Here is a 20,706-nt window from a genome sequence, read left to right as displayed (position 1 = left end):
CCCCCTTGGGGGTGGGGGTTTGTGGTGGGGTGTGCTGGTGCTGGGTTGTTGAGTGCCCCTGTGCCTTGTGCCCTGTGGGTGTGCTGGTTGAGTGGTCAGTTTCCTGGCCCATCAGTGTTGATGGGCCGGGAAACTGACAACTGAACGGGTATGGGCCAGGAAACTGACCACTGAACAGAGACCAACCAGGCAAGCAACCACTCAGCGTGGGTTGGACGATGATTGTGGTGACCCCGGGGAGCCAGCACAGATCAGGAATCTGAGCACTGAATGCGGATCCACCATGACTGACCACTCCACGCGCATGTACCGGCACCGCGGTGCGGACGTGGAGGTGGGGATGGAGTCCTGTGAACCCGGCTCAGCAGAGATCAACAACGCCGCCGTGGTTCCCGGAGTCTGGGAACCACGGCGGCGTCGTCGTTGGTGGGTGGGGAAGACCCTCAGGAAGCGGCGGGAGCGGGTTCCGTGGCGGGTTCGAGCTTCTGTTCGCGGTCGCCAAAGAACTTGTTGATGGCCACGGCAATGGCGCCGTCGCCGGTCACGTTGCACGCGGTACCAAAGGAATCGATGGCGACGTAGGTGGCGATCATGATGGAGATCATGGTGTCGTCAAAGCCGAGCATGGATCCCAGCAGGCCCACCGCAGCCATGATGGCGCCACCGGGGACGCCAGGGGCTGCCACCATGGTGATGCCAAGCATGAAGATGAAGCCGATGTACGTACCGGGATCGATGTCCCGGCCCATGAACATCATGACGGCAACGCTGAACAGCACGATCTTCAAGGTGGAGCCGGCCAGGTGAATGGTGGCGCACAGTGGGACGGTGAATCCGGCGACGTCCTCCCGGACGCCGTTCTTGAGGGTGCACTGCAGCGTCACGGGAATGGTGGCTGCTGAGGAGGACGTGCCGAGTGCGGTGAAGTAAGCCGGCAGCATGTTGCGCAGCAGCTTGAATGGGTTGCGCCCAGCAATGGCGCCTGCCACCGAGTACTGCAGCACCAGATACAGGACAGTCAGCGCAAAGGCCACGATGACCACTCGAATGAAGGTGTTGATCACGGTGCCGATCTGACCGTTCATGGTCAGGCTCAGGAACGCGCCAAAGATGTAGATCGGCAGCAACGGGATGATCACGGAGATCACGATCTTCATGATGATGTTGCGCAGTTCCTCCAGCCCTCGGTGCAGGGTGTCGCCCTTGATGAGGGTGATTCCCACGCCAATGCAGAAGGCCAAGAGCAATGCCGTCATGATGTCCATGGGTGCCGGCATGGCGACTTCGAAGAACGGGGTCAGGAAGTGCTCGGAAGGATCAGCAAATGAGGACAGATTGCGTTCGCCCAAGAGCGTGGGGAACAGCGCCGTGGCCGTGCCATAAGCAAGCAACCCGGCAATGATGGTGGAGGCGTAGGCGATACCTGCGGTGATCAGCAGCCACTTTCCGGCGCCGCGACCCAGGTCCGCAATGGCGGGTGCCACCAGGGCCAGGATCAGCACCGGGATGATGAAGCCCAGGAAGTTGCTGAAGAGCCCGTTGAAGGTGGTGAAGACACGGGCAAGTCCCTCGGGGAAGAACAAGCCGCAGATGACTCCCAGGATGATGCCTGCGATCACCCGGGGCAGAAGAGGAGTGAAGATGCGTTTGAGCATGGATAGATCATGAGTGCCTGGGCGTTCATACGCCAAAGTGGTGCCGTGAGTTAACCCTGTGATCCCTGTCTCCAGCGGTGCTGGTCACCCAGAACGTCCTGGATCCAATGGCTCTGGACCCAGGTCAGTCTGGAGCGGGCTTGTAGACTGGCCCGAATGAATTGAGCCCGGCAGGTCTGACAGACCTGGGCCGAGCGAACACATGCGTTGTGCACATAGAGGTTTTGAGTCACCACCTCCGGTGGTGCGTTGAGGAGAGACATGTCCGATTCCCGTTCCCAGGGGTCCCAGGACCGCAATCGCCGCGATGGAGACCGCCAGGGCGGTGCCCGCGGATCCTATGGCCGTGATGGTGGCCGCGACTCGGGGCGTGGCGGCTACGGTCACGATTCCGGGTCCGGCGGGTACGGTTCCCGCGGCGGGCGTTCAGAGGGCCGGGGCGGACCGCGGCGCAACAACGACGGCGGTCGTGGCTTCTCTGGCGGTGACCGCTCGGGGCACCGGCGGGATGACCGTGATGGGCGCGGTGATTCCCGTGGATCCCGGGACAACCGTGGCGGTTGGGAGAACCGGCGGGAGGATCGCCGGGGTCAAGACGGACGGTCATCCGATCGGCGTGACGATCGCCGTGGGGGCTACCGGGACCAGCGTGAGAACCGAGGCGATCGCAACAATGACCGCCGTGATGATCGCGGCGGCTACCGCGGCGAGCGGTCGGATGCACCCGCACGCCGCGAAGGTGGTGAGCGCTGGCAGCCTCGCCAGGGCGGCCGGGACAGTGGACGTCCTGATTCACGCAGCCGGTGGGAAAGTGGACGTCGGGATGAACGGCGCATCGAACGATTTGGTCGCCGGTTCCAGGGCGATGGCCAACGGCGCAGCTGGGATGACCGCGACCAGGGGAACCGCGACGGTGCCGACCGCGGTGAGCGCACCTATAATCGCGATGATCGCCGCGGTGACAGCCACAGCAGGGATGGCTACCGCGGTGACCGCCGTGACGACCGGGGTGCTGCACGACGCGACGACCGGGGCGGTTCACGCCGCGATGACCGCCGCTACGATCGCCGTGATGCTAGGGGCTCGGAGGGCCGCGACGGCCAGCGCAGTGACTTCCGTGGTTCTGACCGGCGCGACGATCGCCGTGATGACCGGCGCGACGATCGCCGGGGTGGCTTCCGTGGTGGTCGTTCGGACGACCGCCAGGGTGGATTCAACCGCGACGGCCGGGACGGCCGTCGGGATGGACGGTGGGAGGACCGCCGGGACGATCGTGGGGAGGATCGTGGGGGCCGTCGGGGTGATGACCGCCAGGGCGGATTCAACCGTGACCGTCGGGATGGCCAGCGGGATGATCGCCGCACCCAGGACCGCTTCCGGGACGACGCCGACCGCAAGCCCCGGATCCCGGCGCCCGAGCTGGACGAGGATGTCACCGGTGACGAGCTGGACCGGGTGACTCAGCACCAGATCCGTTCCTTGGAGGCCACCAATGCGGAGGGCGTGTCCAAGCACCTGGTGATGGTGGGTCGTTACATCTACGACGATCCCGCCTTTGCGCTGGAGCACGCCCGCTACGCCGTCAGCCGTGCCGGCCGTGTGGCTGCTGTCCGCGAAGCAGCGGCTGTGGCTGCTTATGAGAACGAGGAGTACCACGAGGCTCTCAAGGAGTTCCGCACCTACCGGCGGATGACCGGTGACGACTCACATCTGCCGCTCATGGTCGATTGTGAGCGAGCTCTGGGCAAGGCGGACAAGGCCCTGGAACTGGCCACATCGGAAGCCGTGGAGAACTTGGACAAGAACGCCAAGGTGGAGTTGGCGATCGTCGTCGCTGGTATCCGCCGGGACCAAGGGGACTTGGACGGCTCCCTGAAGGCACTGGAGATCCCGCAGTTGGACCGTAACCGTGGCTTCAGCTACAGCCCTCGGCTCTTCCGTGCCTACGGTGAGGCGCTGCGGGGAGTGGGGCGTGAGCGTGAGGCTGCGGCTTGGGACCGGCAGGCGGTGGTGGCCGAGGCTGCATTGGGTCTGGGGCAGTTCAGCGAGCCGGAGATCTTTGACCTGGTGGGTGAGGAGCCCGAACCCGCCGAAGGCATCGCATTGGATGCAGAATCCGCCCCTGACGGTGAATCCACCTACCTGAACGACGACGCCGCCGCGCCCTCCGACGCAGAAGCGACCACGGCTGCGGAGGACGAACTGGGAGCGGAAGCTGAACAGGAGGACACGGAACCGGAGGCCGAACCGGCCGCTGAATCAGGCGTGGCCGATGCTGAGGCAACCGCCGATTCTCCTGACGCTCAAGCAAAGGCAGCAGCGCCTGCGGAGCGCGGTGATGAAGGAGAACCCGGTGAGCGCTGATCGGCTGATCGGCCGCTTTGACGCGGTGCTCTCCGACCTGGACGGTGTGGTCTATGCCGGACCGCATGCCATCCCTGGGGCACCGGAGGCCCTGGAATCGGTCAAAGCCGCGGGGATCCCGGTGGTGTTCGTGACCAACAACGCGTCGCGTTCCGTGGAGCAGGTTGCTGAACATCTGAGTGAGTTGGAGGTTGCCACCACCGGCGAGCAGGTGATCAGCTCCGCACAGGCGGCCGCCGTGGTGCTGAAGAACAAACTGGATCCCGGTGCCAAGGTGATGATCACAGGTTCCCAGGCCCTGGCACAGATCGTGCGCGATGCCGGTTTGGAGCCGGTGTGGGGGCAGGAGGACCAGCCTCAGGCCGTGGTGCAGGGCTTTGATCCTGGGCTTGGCTGGAAGGATCTGGCCGAAGCTGCCTTTGTGTTGGCGGACTCGGAGGTGTTGTGGGTGGCCACCAACACGGACGGCTCCATCCCGCAGGCCCGCGGCATCGCTCCGGGCAACGGCACGTTGGTGGCTGCAGTCCGCTCGGCCACCAAACGCGACCCTTTGGTGGCGGGCAAGCCGGAGGCCCCGATCTTCACGGCCGGGGCGCAGCGCGTGAATGCTCAGAACCCTGTGGTGATCGGCGACCGCTTGGACACGGACATCCTGGGTGGCAACCGCGCAGGGTTTGCCACCATTGCCGTGCTCACCGGCGTGGACACCCTGGAGTCCATTCTGGGCGCGGTCACGGCGGAACGTCCGCAGATCGTGATCAATGAACTCTCCGAACTCTTTGAACCTCTCACCGAGGCTGAGTTGGTCACTGCCGCGACCGGCGATTCTCACGACGACGACGCCGCGTCCCCTGTTGAAGCGCGCTGCAAAGGTGCGTGGGCCCAGGCTCATGACGGCGGCCTGACCGTGCACGGTGACCGTGATGACCTCAACGCCTGGCGGGCGGCCATGGCGGCCTGGTGGGATTTGAACCCGGAGGTCACCACGGCGCACGTTCCTGAGATCACGTGGGAATCGGCGTGAGCGGATCACCGAAGTTCACCCCCACCGGACACGCCGGGGCGGACAAGGTGCTGCAGGAACTCCAAGTGCTGGGGGAGCGCCCGGTTCATGACCACGCTGTCGCCTACCAGGCCGCGCACCAGGAGCTGACCGTTGTGTTGGACGCCCCCGTCAATGCCGTACCTGCCCGCGATGAGTGATATCCTCCGGCTGGACCGAGCTCTGGTTGATCGTGGCCTGGCCCGGTCCCGCACCCAAGCCGCGCAGTGGATCGCTGACGAGCGGGTGGAGGTGGGCGGCGTCGTGACCGTGAAAAGCGCGTTGAAGATCACTGCGGATCAGGCGATCACGGTGCGCCCGGCAGACGGCCCGGAGTACGTGAGCCGTGCGGGGCACAAACTGGCTGGAGCCTTGGAAGCGTTTGCGGAGATCTCCGTGGAGGGCAAGCGGTGTTTGGATGCCGGTGCCTCCACAGGCGGGTTCACGGATGTGTTGCTGCGCCGGGGCGCGCGCCAAGTGGCCGCCGTGGACGTGGGCCACGGGCAGCTGGTGGAGATCCTGCGTGCAGACCCCCGGGTGCAGGTTTTTGAAGGCGTGAACGTTCGTTACATGGACCCGGCGCTGATTGGTGGGCCGGCAGCCCTGACGGTGTGCGATCTGTCCTTCATTTCTCTGAAGCTGGTGGTGGAACCCCTGACGCAGGCCACGCAGCCCGGTGGGGATCTGATTCTGATGGTCAAACCGCAGTTCGAGGTGGGACCTGAGCGTTTGGGCCGCACCGGGGTGGTGACCAGTGAGGACCAACGGCAGGAGGCCGTTGAGGGAGTGGTGGCTGCCGCCCGGGCCGCAGGTCTGGTTGACCGTGACCGGGCGCGTTCTCCCTTGCCAGGCCAGGACGGCAATCACGAATTCTTCCTCTGGCTGAGCCGTCCTCAGGCCGGTTGAGGCTGTGTTGTCACAGGGAACACGTAGGCTGGAGCCCATGACTGATGACACGTCCGGCGAGCACGCGGCAACCATCCGCCGTGTGCTGGTGCTGGCCCACATGGGGCGTGCCGAGGCAAGACTGGCTGCGGAGCAAACCGTCCAACAGCTGCACGAGGCCGGTTTGCGTCCCGTGCTCACGGAGGAGGACCGCCGGGCACTGGCAGATGCCACCAACGGTCAGTCCATGCCGCCGGTGGACCTGCTGCCCGCGGACTGTGAACTCAAGGACCTGGAACTGGTCATGGTCCTGGGTGGGGACGGCTCCATCCTGCGTGCCGCTGAACTGATCCGGGACGTGGACGTTCCGCTGCTGGGGGTGAATCTGGGGCACGTGGGGTTCCTGGCGGAATCCGAGCGTGCCGGGCTGGGTGAGACCGTGGAGGCCGTGGTGGGTGGACGCTACACGGTTGAGGACCGCATGGCCCTGGACGTGGCGGTCTGGCAGGAGGGCAAGAAGGTCCTACACACATGGGCCCTGAATGAGGCCTCCATTGAAAAGGGTGACCGGGAGAAAATGCTGGAGGTGGTCACTGAGATCGACCGCCGCCCCATTTCCAGTTTTGGTTGTGACGGCGTCATCCTGGCCACCCCCACGGGTTCCACCGCTTATGCGTTTTCAGCCGGTGGCCCCGTGGTGTGGCCGGAGGTGGAGGCGTTGTTGATGGTTCCGCTCTCCGCCCACGCGTTGTTCTCCCGCCCCATGGTGGTGGCACCCACCTCCATGATGGCCGTGGAGGTGCTGACCCGCACCGATGCCCGCGGCGTGCTGTGGTGTGACGGCCGCCGGACCGTTGACCTGCCACCCGGCTCCCGGATTGAGGTCACCCGTTCCCCGCGTCCGGTCTCCCTGGCCCGAATGCATTTGACCCCGTTCTCCGAGCGCCTGGTGCGCAAGTTCGAGCTGCCCACGGTGGGATGGCGCGGTCCACGCGGGCAGGTGGTGGACTCAGGCCCACCCACCACCGCGCTGCCGATCGTGCAGCCCACCTACAACCAGCCCACAGTGGAGGGTCAGCGCATCCCTGTGGGCCGGGAAATCACTCCGGACCTTTACGACGACGCCGACCGCCAAGGCGGTCCCGCGACCGGTGGCCACTCGGCGGATGACTCTGCCTGGGACAACTCCCCGGCAACCAGTTCCAGGCCAAGCAGCTCTGCCGCCGGTGGAGGTGATGGCTTGTGATCGAAGAGATCCACATCCGGGATCTGGGTGTCATCACCGATGCCGTCCTGCCCTTGGGACCCGGGCTGAGCATCCTTTCCGGTGAGACCGGTGCCGGCAAGACCATGGTGGTCACGGCACTGGGCATGTTGTTGGGCAGGCGCACCGACGCCGGAGCCGTGCGCACCGGGGCGGAGAAAGCCTTGGCCGAGGCCGTGGTCACCGTTGCTTCCGATCACCGTGCAGTGGCACTGGTGGAGGATGCCGGCGGAGATGTGGACCGTGACGCCGATGCCGCACCGCAGACTGCCACGCTGCAGCTGAGCCGCACCGTGGCTGCCGGTGGGCGCTCGCGGGCCCACGTGGGTGGCCGCAGCGCACCCGTGGCGCGTCTGGGGGAATTGGGGGAGACCCTGGTTGCCGTTCACGGCCAGTCCGATCAGCTTCGGTTGACGTCCGCGGCAGCGCAGCGTCACGCCCTGGACACCTATGCCACGGTGCACGCAGCCGATGACTTCCCGCAGCTGTTGGCCGCTTACCGGCAGACGTTGGAGGACTACCAGGAGGTGTCCTCCCAACTGACAGAGATCCGGGACAAGGTGCGGGAACGTGCCCTGGAAGCCCAGAGCCTGCAGATGGCGCTGGAAGAAATCGACACTGTGGACCCGCAGCCCGGTGAAGACACTGAGCTGGATGCCGAGTCCCAAAAACTCACCCACCTGGAAGCACTGCGCTCAGCGGCCACCACGGCCCAGGCAGCACTCAACGGGGGAGATCTCGATCCGGATGCACCGTCCGCCGTCGTTCTGATTGCCGCAGCCCAGCAGGCACTGGACCAGGAATCGGATGCGGACCCGGAACTGGAGGACCTGGCCAAGCGTGTGCGGGAACTGGCGGTGCTGGTCAATGACGTCTCCGCTGACCTCTCCGGCTACGCCTCCGGTTTGGATGAGGACGGCCCGGCGCGGTTGGCCCAGGTGGAGTCCCGGCGGGCGGCCCTGCGTTCCCTGACCCGGACCTACGGGGCTGACATCACCGAGGTCTTGGAGTTCGCGGACACGGCGCGCACCCGCCTGGGAACGTTGGTGGAGGATCCGCAGCGTGAAGAGGAGTTGGCAGCGCGTCGGGGCGAGTTGGCCACCGAACTGGAGGCGCAGTCCCTGGCACTGACGGACAAACGCCTGGCAGCAGCAGCTGAACTCAGTGAAGTTGTCCGGGCCGAACTGGCCGCTCTTGCCATGCCCAATGCCGCGCTGGTGGTCAGTGTGACTCCCACAGAGAACTTTGGTCGACACGGCCGGGATCGTGTGGAGTTCCTGCTGCGTCCCCATGCTGAGGCCACACCGCGTCCGCTGGACAAGGGGGCATCCGGCGGTGAGCTCTCCCGCCTCATGCTGGCGCTGGAAGTGGTTCTGGCCGCCGTGGATCCGGTGCCCACGTTCGTGTTTGACGAGGTTGACTCCGGTGTGGGTGGCAAGGCCGCCGTGGAGATCGGGCGGAGATTGAAAATGCTGGCACAGCACGTCCAGGTGCTGGTGGTCACCCACCTGCCCCAGGTGGCGGCTTTTGCGGATCAACACATCCTGGTCTCCAAGAGCTCTGACTCCACCGTGTCCGATGTCCGGGTCCTGGATCGGGACGAACGAGTGGTGGAGCTGGCGCGAATGTTGGCCGGCCACGAGGACTCCCAGGCGGCCCGCGATCACGCCCGCGAACTTCTGGATGCTGCAGTGGTGTAGGCCAAAAGCAGTGTGGTCAGTCCGAACAAGCAGGGCTCTGGCCCCGAAGAGCTCAGTGCTACCGGCATCACAGGCCTGAAACCGAAATTCCCCTCATGTCCGAACCCCTCCAGTGATAGGCTCGAATTCCGTGGTGAACGCAAACGACGCCGCCTCGACGGCAGGCCAGACGCAGACCGAGACCTCAGCCCCCGCAAAGGTCACCCGCCAGATCTTTGTCACGGGAGGTGTTGCCTCGTCCCTGGGCAAGGGACTGACGGCATCCTCACTCGGCATGATCCTCAAGGCCCGTGGCCTGAAGGTCACCATGCAGAAGTTGGATCCCTACCTCAACGTGGATCCCGGCACTATGAACCCCTTCCAGCACGGTGAAGTTTTTGTCACCGACGACGGCGCCGAGACCGACCTGGACATTGGGCACTACGAACGGTTCCTGGACGAAAACCTGGATGCCTCCTCCAACGTGACCACCGGACAGGTGTACTCCACGGTGATCGCCAAGGAACGCCGTGGCGAGTACCTGGGCCAGACCGTTCAGGTGATCCCGCACATCACGGATGAGCTCAAGGCCCGGATGCGCTGGCACGCCGACCACCCGCCGGAAGGTGAAGAGGCCCCGGACATCATCATCACGGAGATCGGTGGCACCGTGGGTGACATCGAATCCCAGCCGTTCATCGAGGCCGCCCGGCAGGTCCGCCGGGACATCGGGCGCAAGAACGTGTTCTACCTGCACGTCTCCCTGATCCCGTTCATCGGCCCGTCCGGTGAGCTCAAAACCAAGCCCACCCAGCACTCGGTGGCTGCCCTGCGCAACCTGGGCATCCAGCCGGATGCCCTGGTGCTGCGTTGTGACCGGGAAGTCCCGGAAGGCATGCGCAAGAAGGTGGGTGACTCCTGCGACGTCGATGTGGATGCAGTGATCTCCTGTGCCGATGCTCCCTCGATCTACAACATCCCCAAGACCCTGCACTCCCAGAACCTGGACTCCTACATCCTGGACTGGTTCGGCATTGGTTACGGGGAGGCGGATTTCCAGCAGTGGGATCGTCTGCTCTCCGCCGTGCACGAGCCTGCACACCACGTGACGGTTGGCCTGGTGGGCAAGTACATCGATCTCCCGGATGCTTACCTGTCCGTTTCCGAGGCTCTGCGTGCCGGTGGTTTTGACAACAACACCCGGGTGAAGATCAAGTGGGTGGCCTCTGATCTGTGCGAGACCCCGGAAGGTGCGGCCCGCGAACTCGGGGACGTGGACGCCATCTGTGTGCCCGGTGGTTTCGGCATCCGTGGTCTGGAAGGCAAGCTGGGTGCCCTGAAGTTTGCCCGGACCACGGGCCTGCCCACACTGGGTCTGTGCCTGGGATTGCAGTGCATGGTCATGGAATACGCCCGCAACATGGCAGGTCTACCGGAGGCCTCGTCCACCGAGTTCGATCCCGAAACCTCCACCCCGGTGATCGCCACCATGGAAGAGCAAAAGGCCTTTGTGGAAGGTGCTGGGGATCTGGGCGGCACCATGCGGTTGGGCCTCTACCCGGCAGCACTCAAGGAGGGCTCCGTGGTGGCTGGTGCCTACGGTGCCACAGAGGTCCAGGAACGTCACCGTCACCGTTACGAGGTCAACAACTCCTACCGGCAGCAGCTGGAGGAAGCCGGCCTGGTGTTCGGCGGCACCTCGCCGGATGGCAACCTGGTGGAGTTCGTGGAGCTGCCTGCTGAGGTCCACCCGTACTACGTCTCCACCCAGGCGCACCCGGAGTACCTGTCCCGGCCCACGCGTTCCCACCCGCTGTTCCGCGGGCTGGTCAGCGCCGCCCTGTACCGTCAGGCCGCCCGCACCCAGGATCCCGCTCAGGACTGAACCATGGACTTCACGCAACTGAGTTCTGCCGATCTGGCCGATGCCGTTGACCCGCGGCACGTGCTGAGCTCGGAAATCGTCTACACAGGGCGGATCTGGGACGTTCAGTCAGAGGAGTTTGAACTCAGCGACGGCGGGCCCCGGATGACCCGTGACTTCATCACGCATCCGGGGGCCGTGACCGTGGTGGCCTTGGATGATCAGGACTGTGTCCATCTGATTCGTCAGTACCGCCACCCCGTGGGGATGACCCAGTGGGAGATCCCGGCAGGGATCTTGGACATGGAAGGCGAACGCCCGGAGGTCACCGCACGGCGGGAACTGGCGGAAGAAGCCGACCTGGAAGCGGCTGAGCTGTGGGTTCTGGCGGACTTCCACAACAGTCCAGGATCCTCGGCCGAGGCCATCCGGGTTTTCCTGGCCCGCGGACTGACCGAGGTCCCGGAGGACAAGCGCCACGATCGTTCGGATGAAGAATCCGAGATCATCGGGGCGCGCGTTGCCTTGGACGACGTGGTGGCAGCTGTCCTGGATGGCCGCATCAGCAGCCCCAACCTGGTGGTGGGGGTGCTGGCTGCACACGCCGCCCGGGCGGCCGGATGGTCCACCTTGCGCGATCCGTCCGTACCGTGGCCGGCGCATCCCGAGCTGCGCAACACCGGCGCAGTGGTGGCACGGTCCATTGTCCCGCCGGACCAGCGCTGAGCGCCGTGTCGCAGGTCGGCCCCACAAGTCCTGACCCCTCAGGTCGAGACTCCAGAAGTCCTGACCCAACAGGTACTGACCGCACAGGTCCTGACTCCGCTGCGCCACCTTCCGGGGCCGCCGGTGCGGCAGCCCTGGGTCCACTGGACCGTGCAGTTGAGCGCTACCTGCAGCATCTTGTGGTAGAGCGAGGCCTCGCCGCCAACACCCTGGTGGCTTATCGGCGGGACCTGACTCGGTACGTGGAGTTCCTGCGTGCCGTGGCGGATCCGCCCCACGCTCCCACCGTGGACTCACCAGAGATGGTCACTCCGGCGCATGTGTCCGCCTTCGTACGGTTTGTGCAGCGTCCGGTGGACGGTGATACGCCCGGAGCAGGGTTGAGTGCAAGGAGTGCGGCGCGCGTCGTCGTCGCTGTCCGAGGAGCCCACCGGTTCTGGGCTCTGGAAACCATCACGACCACCGACCCCGCAGCCCAAGTTCCTCCGCCCACCCCCGGGATGCGGTTGCCCAAGGCGATTTCGGTGGAGGCCGTGACGCGGCTGCTGGAGGCACCGGATCCGTCCACTGCTGCGGGGCTGCGGGAGCGGGCCCTGCTGGAGATCATGTATTCCACGGGTGCCCGTGTCTCTGAGGCGATCGGGTTGGATGTGGATGATCTCTCCGCGGCGGTCCGCGCGGCCTCCGGATCCCAGGCCGGTGAATCGGGAGAGTTGCCGTTCATCCGCCTGTTCGGCAAAGGATCCAAGCAGCGGCTGGTCCCCTTGGGGCGTCCCGCCGTGGCTGCTCTGGATGCCTGGCTGGTGCGGGGGCGTCCCGAATTCTCGGCCAAAGGCAAGGCGTCACCGGCCGTGTTCCTGAACGCACGCGGTGGTCGGATCAGCCGCCAGACCGCGTGGAACACCATCAAGGCCGCTGCCGAGCGCTCCGGGCTGACCAAGGACGGTGTGGAGGTCACCCCGCACACGCTGCGACACTCGTTTGCCACCCACCTGTTGGAGGGCGGTGCCGACCTACGTGTGGTTCAAGAGCTGCTGGGGCACGCGTCGGTGACCACCACCCAGGTCTACACGTTGGTCACCGCTGACTCCCTGCGCGAGGTCTGGACCACCGCCCACCCGCGTGCTCGCTGAGTGGGCGGTCGGGCGGCATCCGCGTTTGACAGGGAAACAACCGTTCCCAGCGTCCACAGGCGGTTATTTCCCTGACAAGCACACGAAGCATCCCGGACGACGGGGGTGGGCGCCTCCCGTAGAACGTCGAGCGAAGCAGTTCAAGGGAGGCGCCCACCGCCGTCGAGGTGAGCGAATCACCACCGTCAGGAAATAACCCTGTGGACAACTCAAATCCAGGGTGCGCGGGCGCTTAGGTTCGAAAGCATGAAGCCACCGCCCAGGACCCGAGCACGCAGTCACCGGCCGGAAGTGCGGTCCACAGGTGACTGGGGGCGTCGCCCACGCTCCATGGACGCTGACCCCTGCATGCGTCAGATCGCCCGCGGGTACTGGGCCAGGTGGCCGGACGCCAACCTTGCTCTCGAGTTGGAACATTGGGAGAAAGCCGCGTTGCTGCAACCGGAGTTGGGGCCTGATGCTCGGGTGTCACACCTGAGCGCGGGGGTCCTGTGGGGTTTCCCTTTGTCACCGGGGATGGCATGGGTTCATGATCTCCTGGGTGAGCCGATCCGATCGCCCCGTCAGGACCTCCGGCCGCACCTGTCCCTGCGATCGGGACGCTCCAGTCAGACGGCTCTTGGCCACGTGATGCACCGTGGTCTGGGGCTGGAGGACGTGACTGGATTGTGGGGCGCGCAGGTGACGTCGGCTGTGGAGACCCTGCTGGCTCTGCAGCCGTTGCTTCCCGGATGGCGCGGGGTGGCTGCGGTGGACTTTGTGCTGGCATACGGGGATGCCATGGATCTTCGGCGGCCCATGACGGTCGCCGAGCTGGAAACTCACCTTGATGACTTACCGGCAGGGACTCGAGGAACCCCGGCCATGCGCCGGAGCCTCAAGCACGCTGCGGACCGGACGTGGTCGCCCATGGAGACGGTGCTTCGGCTGCTGGTGGTCCACTTCGGATTCCCGCCGCCGGTCATGAACTACGGCGTGATGTTGCCTGACGGGTCCAAGGCGTACATCGATCTGGCGTGGCCCACGTACAAAGTGGGGTTGGAGTACAACGGGCGTGGGCACTACCTCAACGCCGGGTACTCGGAGGAGATGCACCGGTTCAACCAGCTGGGTGAGGATGGCTGGCAGATGCGCAACGTGCTGCTCAACGACCTCAAGCTACCCACCCGCGTGCACAGCCTGTACCAGTGGCTCGAGCAGTTCCTCCCGCGCGTTTGACAGGGAAACAACCGCTACCAGCGTCCGCAGATGGTCATTTCCCTGACAAACACGGGAACCATCCCGGATGACGACGGTGCCGCCCTCCCTCGAACGTCAAGCGAAGCAGTTCAAGGAGGGCGGCACCGCAGTCGTCGGTCAACCCGGGTGAGGGGCTGGACTCAGCCCATGTGGCGCTCGTCGGAGCCGTTGTAGGCCGAGAGCGGGCGGATCAGGGAGTTCGCCGCACGCTGTTCGATGATGTGCGCGGTCCAGCCGGTGATGCGGGCGCACACAAAGATCGGGGTGAACGTGGGGATGTCGAATCCCATGAGCCAGTAGGTGGGGCCGGCGGGGTAGTCCAGGTTGGGTTTGATGCTCTTGGCCTCATCCATGGACTTGGCCAACCCGTTGTAGAGGCCAAGCAGCTCGGGGCGGTCGTAGTGCTCGAGCATGCGGAACAGGGCGTCCTGCATGGTGGGCACCCGGGAGTCGCCGTTCTTGTAAACGCGGTGGCCAAAGCCCATGACCTTCTTCTTCTGGGCCAAGGCGTCGTCCATCCAGGCCTTGGCGCGGGCCTCGGCCTCCTCGGCGGACTCTTCCTTCTTGATGCCCAGTTCCTCGAACGTGTGCATGACGGCCTCGTTGGCGCCACCGTGCAGCGGTCCCTTGAGGGCACCGATGGCAGCGGTAACGGCCGAGTGGAGGTCGGACAACGTGGAGGTCACCACGCGGGCCGTGAAGGTGGAGGCGTTGAAGGAGTGCTCAGCGTAGAGAATCATGGAGACGTTGAAGGCCTCCACCACCTCCGGCGCGGCTTCCTCACCGAATGCCATCCACAGGAAGTTGGCCGAGTAGTCCAAGTCCTCGCGGGGCTCGATGGGCTCCTGGCCGTGGCGGCGTCGTTGGTCATAGCAGACCACGGCGGGCATGGCGGCGAACAGGGACTTGGCCTTCTCCAGCTCGGCTTCCGGGGACTCGTCCTCCGCCTTGGGGTGCTGTGCACCCAGGACCGAGGCGGCGGTACGGCACACGTCCATGGGGTGACAGTCCTTGGGCAGGGCATCGATCACGGCCTTGAGCTCGGGCGTCAATGCGCGGTTGGCACGCTCAAAGGTGGTGAACTCCGCCAGCTCCTCATCCGAGGGAAGCTCGCCGTTCCACAGCAGCAGAGCCACCTGTTCGAACGAGCAGTTGGCCGCCAACTCCTGCACCGGGTAGCCGCGATACAACAGGGAGTTGGACTCCGGGTTGACCTTGGACACCGCGGTGACATCGGCCACCACACCGGCCAGGCCCTTCTTGATCTCAGTGTTCTGGCTCATGATCGCCCTCCGGGAACCTCGAAGTTGAAGACGTTGCTGTCGAATGCGCTGTAACCGTCGTAGTCAACGGTCTGATACAGGCGGGTGCGGGTTTGCATCTCGGACACCGCGGCTTGCTGGGTGCCATCGGCCTTGATGGTGTCCAAAAGACGTTCGACGGCGCCCATGGCCGCCCTCTGAGCCGAAACCGGGTAGATCACCATGGAGACCCCTGCGTTGTGCAACTGCTCCACGGTGAACAACTCGGACTTGCCGAACTCGGTCATGTTGGCCAGCACCGGAACGGAGACGGCCGAGGCAACGGCCTCGAACTCGTCAATGTCCTTCAGCGCCTCCGGGAAAATCACGTCCGCTCCGGCTTGCACCAAGGCCTGAGCCCGCTCAATGGCGACCTCCAGGGGCTCAATGGCGCGGATGTCCGTGCGGGCCATGATCACAAAGTTGGGATCACGGCGTGCCTGGGCAGCAGCCTGGATGCGCTTGACGGCGATCTCCAGATCCACCACGGACTTGCCGTCCAGGTGACCGCAGCGCTTGGGATTGAACTGGTCCTCGATGTGGCATCCGGAGACCCCGGCGTTCTCCAACTCCTGGATGGTTCGTGCCACGTTCATGGGCTCACCGAAGCCGGTGTCAGCATCAATCAACGTGGGCAGGTCCGTGGAGCGAGCGATCTGCGCACCGCGCTGGGCCACTTCCGTCAGCGTGGTCAACCCGACGTCGGGAAGACCCAACTCGTTGGCCAGCACGCCGCCGGAGATGTAGACGCCGTCGAACCCCTTGTCCTGGATGACCTTGGTGGCCAGAGGAGTGAAGGTGCCAGGGAACTGGACGCAGCGGTCTTCTGCCAGCAGTTCGCGGAACGTCACCCGCTTGGCTTCAGCGGTGACGTGTGAATACAACATCAGAAAATCCCCTTGGTTCCGGATTCCAACTTCACGGAAGCGGTGATGTTCAACGCGTCCAGGTCACCGGCGCCCAGCTCCGGCAGAGACTCGGCAGCCTGGATGAAGCGCTCGAGCTCGGTGTCGGCCACCAGACCCTCGGCCAGGGTGCGCAGCTTGGTCAGGTACTGCTCGCGGGCGAACGGGCGGGCACCCAGCGGGTGGGCGTCGGCCACGGCGATCTGGTCCACGATGCTGGTGCCGTCCTTGAGCACGATCTCCGCGCGGCCACCAAAGGCCTTCTCGGAGATGTCCAGGGAGTGGTACCGGCGGGTCCACTCGGCATCCTCTTCCGTGGTGATCTTGTGCCACAGCTCCACGGTGTCTGCCCGGCCGGCACGTTCGGGTGCGTAGGAGTCCACGTGGTGCCAGGAACCGTCCTGCAGAGCCACCGTGAAGATGTAGGGGATCGAGTGATCCAGGGTCTCGCGGGTGGCCTTGGGGTCGTACTTCTGGGGATCGTTGGCCCCGGAGCCGATCACGTAGTGGGTGTGGTGGGAGGTGTGCAGCACAATGCGCTCCACGTTGGACGGATCCGCGATCTCCGGGTGCTCGGCGTGCAGCTTGCGGGCCAGATCGATCCAGGCCTGAGCCTGGTACTCGGCGGAGTGCTCCTTGGTGTAAGAGTCCAGGATGGCGCGCTTGGTCTCACCGGGGGCGGGTAGCGGGACCTCGTATGCAGCATCCTTGCCATCCAGCAGCCATGCGATCACGCCGTCCTCACCCTCCCAGATGGGGGTGGGGGAGGTCTGCCCGCGCATGGCACGGTCCACGGCCTCCACTGCCATCTTGCCGGCGAACGCCGGGGCGTGGGCCTTCCACGTGGAGATCTCACCCTTGCGGGACTGGCGGGTGGCGGTGGTGGTGTGCAGCGCCTGACCGATCGCGTGGAAGATCGTGGTGGTGTCCAGGCCGAGCAGCGTACCGATTCCGGCTGCGGCAGAGGGACCCAGGTGGGCCACGTGGTCAATCTTGTGCTTGTGCAGGCAGATGGCCTTGACCAGGTCCACCTGGATTTCATACCCGGTGGCCAGACCGCGCACCAGGTCCCGGCCGTTGGAGCCCACGTGCTGGGCCACGGCCAGGATGGGCGGAATGTTGTCACCGGGGTGGGAGTACTCGGCGGCCAGGAAGGTGTCGTGGTAGTCCAGTTCGCGCACGGCCACGCCGTTGGCCCAGGCAGCCCACTCGGGGGAGACCTTGGTCTGGGCGGCATCCACACCGAACACTCCGGCGCCGGTTCCGCCGGGGCCCGGCTGGTGGGCCAGGGCCTGGTCGCGGGCGGAGATGATCGGCCCGCGGTTCAGGGAGGCGATGGCCACGGAGGCGTTGTCCAGCACGCGGTTGATGACCATCTCGGTGACCTCGGAGCTGACCTCAACGGGGTCGGCGGCAACCTCAGCCACCTTCCACGCCAGCTGGTCTTCCTTGGCCAGGTTGTCCGAGGACGGGTGAACACGCACGGAGTGATTGACGGTCATGGGGTTTCCTCTCATGTACTTCGGGTCTGGGGTGCTTCAGTCACGACGACGACGCCGACGCCGCGGCCACCTGATCCGCATCTGCTTGTTCTGGCGCAGGGGGATGTGGCGGGGCCTTGGCCAAGGCGGATTTCAGGGCATTGCTCAGGTGCAACCGGACGGCGGCTTCTGCCAACTGGGCTGAGCCCGTGGAGACGGCGCGGGCGATCTGAGCGTGTTCCCGTGCGGCGGCTGCCAAACGGGAGGGATCGTGGGCGGCCAGGCGGCGAACACGGGCCAGCTGCATGCGCACCGTGGAGGAGGCGGCATCCAACCAGGGGTTGGCGGCAGCGGAATCGATGGCACGGTCCATCTGCTCCACCAGGTCGTAGTAGGCCGCCGAGGAGTCGTGATGAACCGGTCCGGTGTCAAAGTCTTTTGCCACCGACTCCAGCTGATCGGCCAATGCCGTGAACTCAGCCGGGTTGCCGCGCAGCGCGGCCAGGCGGGCGGCTTGGATGTCCAGGGCCTCGCGGACCTCGAACAGGGGAGTGATGTCATCCACGGTGACTTCCGAGACCACCACACCGCGGCCACCTTGCTGCTCGGCCAATCCTTCTGCGGCAAGCCGGCCGATGGCCTCACGGACCGGGGTGCGGGAGATGCCGAACCGTTGGGACTGCTCCACTTCCGCCAGGACCTGGCCGGGAGGGAGGTCGCCGTCGATGATCTCGGCCCGCAGTTGTTCGTACACACGCTGGCTGGCTCGCACAGTGCTCCTCCTCTCATTCGGGACGTGCCCCAAATGTATACACAGATGGCTGCTTGCGCAGCAACAACCGATAAAAAGGCAGAAAAACTTCGGAAAATGTATACACAGCTCTGGCGTTGGGTGACTGAGATCACTACTGTGACCGGTGAGCGAGACAACTGTTGGCTGATGCCATCCGCCAACGACTCCCAACGGGCGCACCGCCCGCATGAAGCGCGAAAGGATCCGCCATGAGCCACCATGACGACCACTCCAACCAGTCCTCGGGCACCGGCTCCCTGCCGGGCAACGGCACCTACGTCGCGGCATACACCCGCAGCGTGGAGGATCCGGAAGGCTTCTGGCTGGAGGCCACCGAGCGCATCGACTGGGAGACCAAGCCCACTCGTGCCCTGGATGACTCCAGGGCCCCCGTCTACCGCTGGTTCCCGGACGGCGTGCTGAACACCTGCCACAACGCGGTGGACCGTCATGTGGAGGCCGGCAACGGGGACCGCACGGCCATCATTTACGACTCCGCCGTGCTGGGGCTGCAAGAGAGCATCACCTATGCGCAGCTGCAGGAGCAGGTTGCCGGGTTCGCCGGGGCCCTGGCAGCCGCTGGTGTGGGCAAGGGGGATCGTGTGCTGATCTACCTGCCCATGATCCCGCAGGCCGCCATTGCCATGCTGGCCATCGCCCGCTTGGGTGCCGTCCACTCGGTGGTGTTCGGCGGATTTGCACCCAAGGAGTTGGCGGTGCGCATTGATGATTGCCAACCGACCGTCGTCGTGACGGCTTCCGGTGGTGTGGAGCCCAAGCGGCGCATTGAGTACCTGCCCGCAGTGGCTGACGCAATTGGGATGGCCGGCCACACTCCGGGCACGGTCCTGGTGCACGAGCGTGACGGTTTTGAGCACACCGTTGCTGAAATGCAGGCAGCAGCTGAGCAGGGCAGCATGGGGGTGAACTGGAAGTCCTGGGCGGAGGCGGTGGCTGACAGCGATCCCGCCGACTGTGTTCCGGTGGCTGCCACTGACCCCCTGTACGTGCTCTACACCTCTGGCACCACCGGCACCCCCAAGGGTGTGGTCCGGGACAACGGTGGCCACGCCACAGCTCTGGCGTGGTCCATGGAGAACATCTACAACGTGGCCCCGGGCGAGGTCATGGCCACCGCCTCCGACGTCGGGTGGGTGGTGGGCCACTCCTACATCGTCTACGGGCCGCTGATTGCCGGTGCCACCACGGTGATCTATGAAGGCAAGCCCGTGGGGACCCCGGATGCCGGTGCGTTCTGGCGGTTGATCCAGGATCACAAGGTGCGTTCGTTCTTCACCGCACCCACCGCGCTGCGCGCCATCCGTCGTCAGGACCCGGAGGGTGAACTGGTCAAGGACTACGACATCTCCAGCCTGCGTGCCCTCTACGTTGCCGGTGAGCGACTGGACCCGGAGACCTGGAGCTGGGCCGGGCAGGTGCTGGGTGTGCCCGTGGTTGACCACTGGTGGCAGACCGAAACCGGGTGGGCCATTGCCGGTAACCCCATGGGCCTGGAGGCCTTGGAACTGAAGTCCGGTTCCCCCACGGTGCCCATCCCGGGTTACCAGGTGGAGATCCTGGACCCGCTGGGCGATCCCGTGGCACGCGGCGAGGAAGGCAACATTGCCGTGAAGCTCCCGCTGCCGCCAGGCACGCTGGCCACGTTGTGGGGCAACGACCAACGCTTCATCGACTCCTACCTCACCGCCTTTGACGGCTATTACGCCACGGGGGACTCCGGGCTGATGGATCAGGACGGTTACGTCTACGTGATGGGCCGCACCGATGACGTCATCAACGTCTCCGGGCACCGTCTGTCCACCGGCCACATGGAACAGGTGCTTTCCTCCCACCCCAAGGTGGCAGAGTGCGCCGTGATCGGTGTGGCTGATGACCTCAAGGGACAGCGACCCTCCGGTTACGTGGTGCTCAAAGCCGGTATTGAAACTGACGAGGACCGTGTGACCCAGGAACTCGTTGCCATGGTGCGTAACCAGATCGGGGCGGTGGCTGACCTCAAGCACATCGCTGTGGTGGACGCCCTCCCCAAGACCCGCTCCGGCAAGATCCTTCGCAAGACCATGCGCCAGATCGCCGACGGCGTTGAAGCTCCGGTGCCTTCAACCATCGAGGACCCGGCCGTGCTGGAGGCCATCTCCAGCGTCTTGCGTCCGCAGAACTAAAACCCGGCCGGGCCGTCAAGGCTTCAACCGCCGTTCTGACAGGATCACGTGCAGTGTGGGGCGGGAGTTTTGCTCCGTTGCTCCTGCCCACGCTGCACGTGACCCCCGGACACATTCGGGCCACCGTCCACTCCCGCATCGGACGGTGGCCCCCCACCTTTTCCGCCGAGTAGGCCGTTTGATCGCCCCTGA

General features: G+C 65.2%; 16 protein-coding genes. 11 read left to right on the top strand and 5 right to left on the bottom strand.

Translation table 11 applies throughout. The features are described from left to right. Nucleotides 1–443 precede the first annotated feature (443 nt). Nucleotides 444–1,655, bottom strand: a complete 1,212-nt coding sequence (locus L979_RS03790; RefSeq protein ID WP_047689406.1) for a dicarboxylate/amino acid:cation symporter — start codon at nucleotides 1,653–1,655, stop codon at nucleotides 444–446. A 261-nt stretch (nucleotides 1,656–1,916) separates the two neighbouring features. Here L979_RS03790 and L979_RS14940 point away from each other — a divergent pair, with 261 nt between their 5' ends. The 10 genes from L979_RS14940 to L979_RS14345 all read left to right on the top strand — a co-directional run bounded on the left by L979_RS14940 (nucleotide 1,917) and on the right by L979_RS14345 (nucleotide 13,830). Further along, nucleotides 1,917–4,019, top strand: a complete 2,103-nt coding sequence (locus tag L979_RS14940) for a hypothetical protein (RefSeq protein WP_197052065.1) — start codon at nucleotides 1,917–1,919, stop codon at nucleotides 4,017–4,019. Then, nucleotides 4,009–5,043 carry an HAD-IIA family hydrolase gene (locus tag L979_RS03775; protein ID WP_047689404.1) on the top strand — a complete coding sequence of 345 codons (1,035 nt, stop codon included), beginning with the start codon at nucleotides 4,009–4,011 and terminating at the stop codon, nucleotides 5,041–5,043. The genes L979_RS14940 and L979_RS03775 overlap by 11 nt, the downstream gene beginning before the upstream one ends. After that, complete coding sequence (locus L979_RS03770) at nucleotides 5,040–5,222, top strand: hypothetical protein (RefSeq protein ID WP_156125370.1); 183 nt, start codon at nucleotides 5,040–5,042, stop codon at nucleotides 5,220–5,222. The genes L979_RS03775 and L979_RS03770 overlap by 4 nt, the downstream gene beginning before the upstream one ends. Further along, nucleotides 5,215–5,967, top strand: a complete 753-nt coding sequence (locus L979_RS03765) for a TlyA family RNA methyltransferase (protein WP_047689416.1) — start codon at nucleotides 5,215–5,217, stop codon at nucleotides 5,965–5,967. The genes L979_RS03770 and L979_RS03765 overlap by 8 nt, the downstream gene beginning before the upstream one ends. Nucleotides 5,968–6,004: 37 nt before the next feature. Then, the gene (locus L979_RS03760; protein WP_081993722.1) at nucleotides 6,005–7,192 is read left to right on the top strand and encodes an NAD kinase; all 1,188 of its coding nucleotides are present in this window, start codon (nucleotides 6,005–6,007) and stop codon (nucleotides 7,190–7,192) included. Next, nucleotides 7,189–8,910: a DNA repair protein RecN gene (recN, locus tag L979_RS03755; protein WP_047689398.1), complete on the top strand. Its 1,722-nt coding sequence runs from the start codon at nucleotides 7,189–7,191 to the stop codon at nucleotides 8,908–8,910. Before L979_RS03760 ends, recN begins: the two co-directional genes overlap by 4 nt. A gap of 112 nt (nucleotides 8,911–9,022) precedes the next feature. Next, nucleotides 9,023–10,774, top strand: a complete 1,752-nt coding sequence (locus L979_RS03750; RefSeq protein WP_047689396.1) for a CTP synthase — start codon at nucleotides 9,023–9,025, stop codon at nucleotides 10,772–10,774. 3 nt (nucleotides 10,775–10,777) lie between these two features. Next, on the top strand, nucleotides 10,778–11,479 hold the full coding sequence (locus L979_RS03745) for an NUDIX domain-containing protein (RefSeq protein ID WP_047689394.1): 702 nt from the start codon (nucleotides 10,778–10,780) through the stop codon (nucleotides 11,477–11,479). Between the two features lie 143 nt (nucleotides 11,480–11,622). Further along, nucleotides 11,623–12,612, top strand: coding sequence for a site-specific tyrosine recombinase XerD (locus L979_RS03740; protein ID WP_047689411.1), 990 nt, complete (start codon nucleotides 11,623–11,625; stop codon nucleotides 12,610–12,612). A gap of 330 nt (nucleotides 12,613–12,942) precedes the next feature. After that, nucleotides 12,943–13,830, top strand: a complete 888-nt coding sequence (locus tag L979_RS14345) for a hypothetical protein (RefSeq protein WP_052209442.1) — start codon at nucleotides 12,943–12,945, stop codon at nucleotides 13,828–13,830. Between the two features lie 161 nt (nucleotides 13,831–13,991). On the opposite strand, the gene L979_RS03730 is transcribed toward L979_RS14345, so the two are convergent. Genes L979_RS03730 through L979_RS03715 form a run of 4 tightly spaced genes read right to left on the bottom strand, consistent with a single transcriptional unit; the run spans nucleotide 13,992 to nucleotide 18,310 of the window. Then, nucleotides 13,992–15,134: a bifunctional 2-methylcitrate synthase/citrate synthase gene (locus tag L979_RS03730; RefSeq protein WP_047689391.1), complete on the bottom strand. Its 1,143-nt coding sequence runs from the start codon at nucleotides 15,132–15,134 to the stop codon at nucleotides 13,992–13,994. Beyond that, nucleotides 15,131–16,039, bottom strand: coding sequence for a methylisocitrate lyase (gene prpB, locus L979_RS03725; protein WP_047689388.1), 909 nt, complete (start codon nucleotides 16,037–16,039; stop codon nucleotides 15,131–15,133). The genes L979_RS03730 and prpB overlap by 4 nt, the downstream gene beginning before the upstream one ends. Continuing rightward, nucleotides 16,039–17,559, bottom strand: coding sequence for an MmgE/PrpD family protein (locus tag L979_RS03720; protein ID WP_047689386.1), 1,521 nt, complete (start codon nucleotides 17,557–17,559; stop codon nucleotides 16,039–16,041). The genes prpB and L979_RS03720 overlap by 1 nt, the downstream gene beginning before the upstream one ends. A gap of 40 nt (nucleotides 17,560–17,599) precedes the next feature. Then, entirely contained in the window at nucleotides 17,600–18,310 is a 711-nt protein-coding gene (locus tag L979_RS03715) for a GntR family transcriptional regulator (RefSeq protein WP_047689383.1), read from the bottom strand. A 230-nt stretch (nucleotides 18,311–18,540) separates the two neighbouring features. Between L979_RS03715 and L979_RS03710 the strand changes: the two genes are divergently transcribed. Next, nucleotides 18,541–20,514, top strand: a complete 1,974-nt coding sequence (locus L979_RS03710) for an AMP-binding protein (protein ID WP_047689380.1) — start codon at nucleotides 18,541–18,543, stop codon at nucleotides 20,512–20,514. Nucleotides 20,515–20,706 lie beyond the last annotated feature (192 nt).

The sequence above is a fragment of the Kocuria sp. ZOR0020 genome, from assembly GCF_000800955.1.
Taxonomy (GTDB): domain Bacteria; phylum Actinomycetota; class Actinomycetes; order Actinomycetales; family Micrococcaceae; genus Kocuria; species Kocuria subflava.
This window is presented reverse-complemented; position numbering and strand designations above follow the sequence as displayed.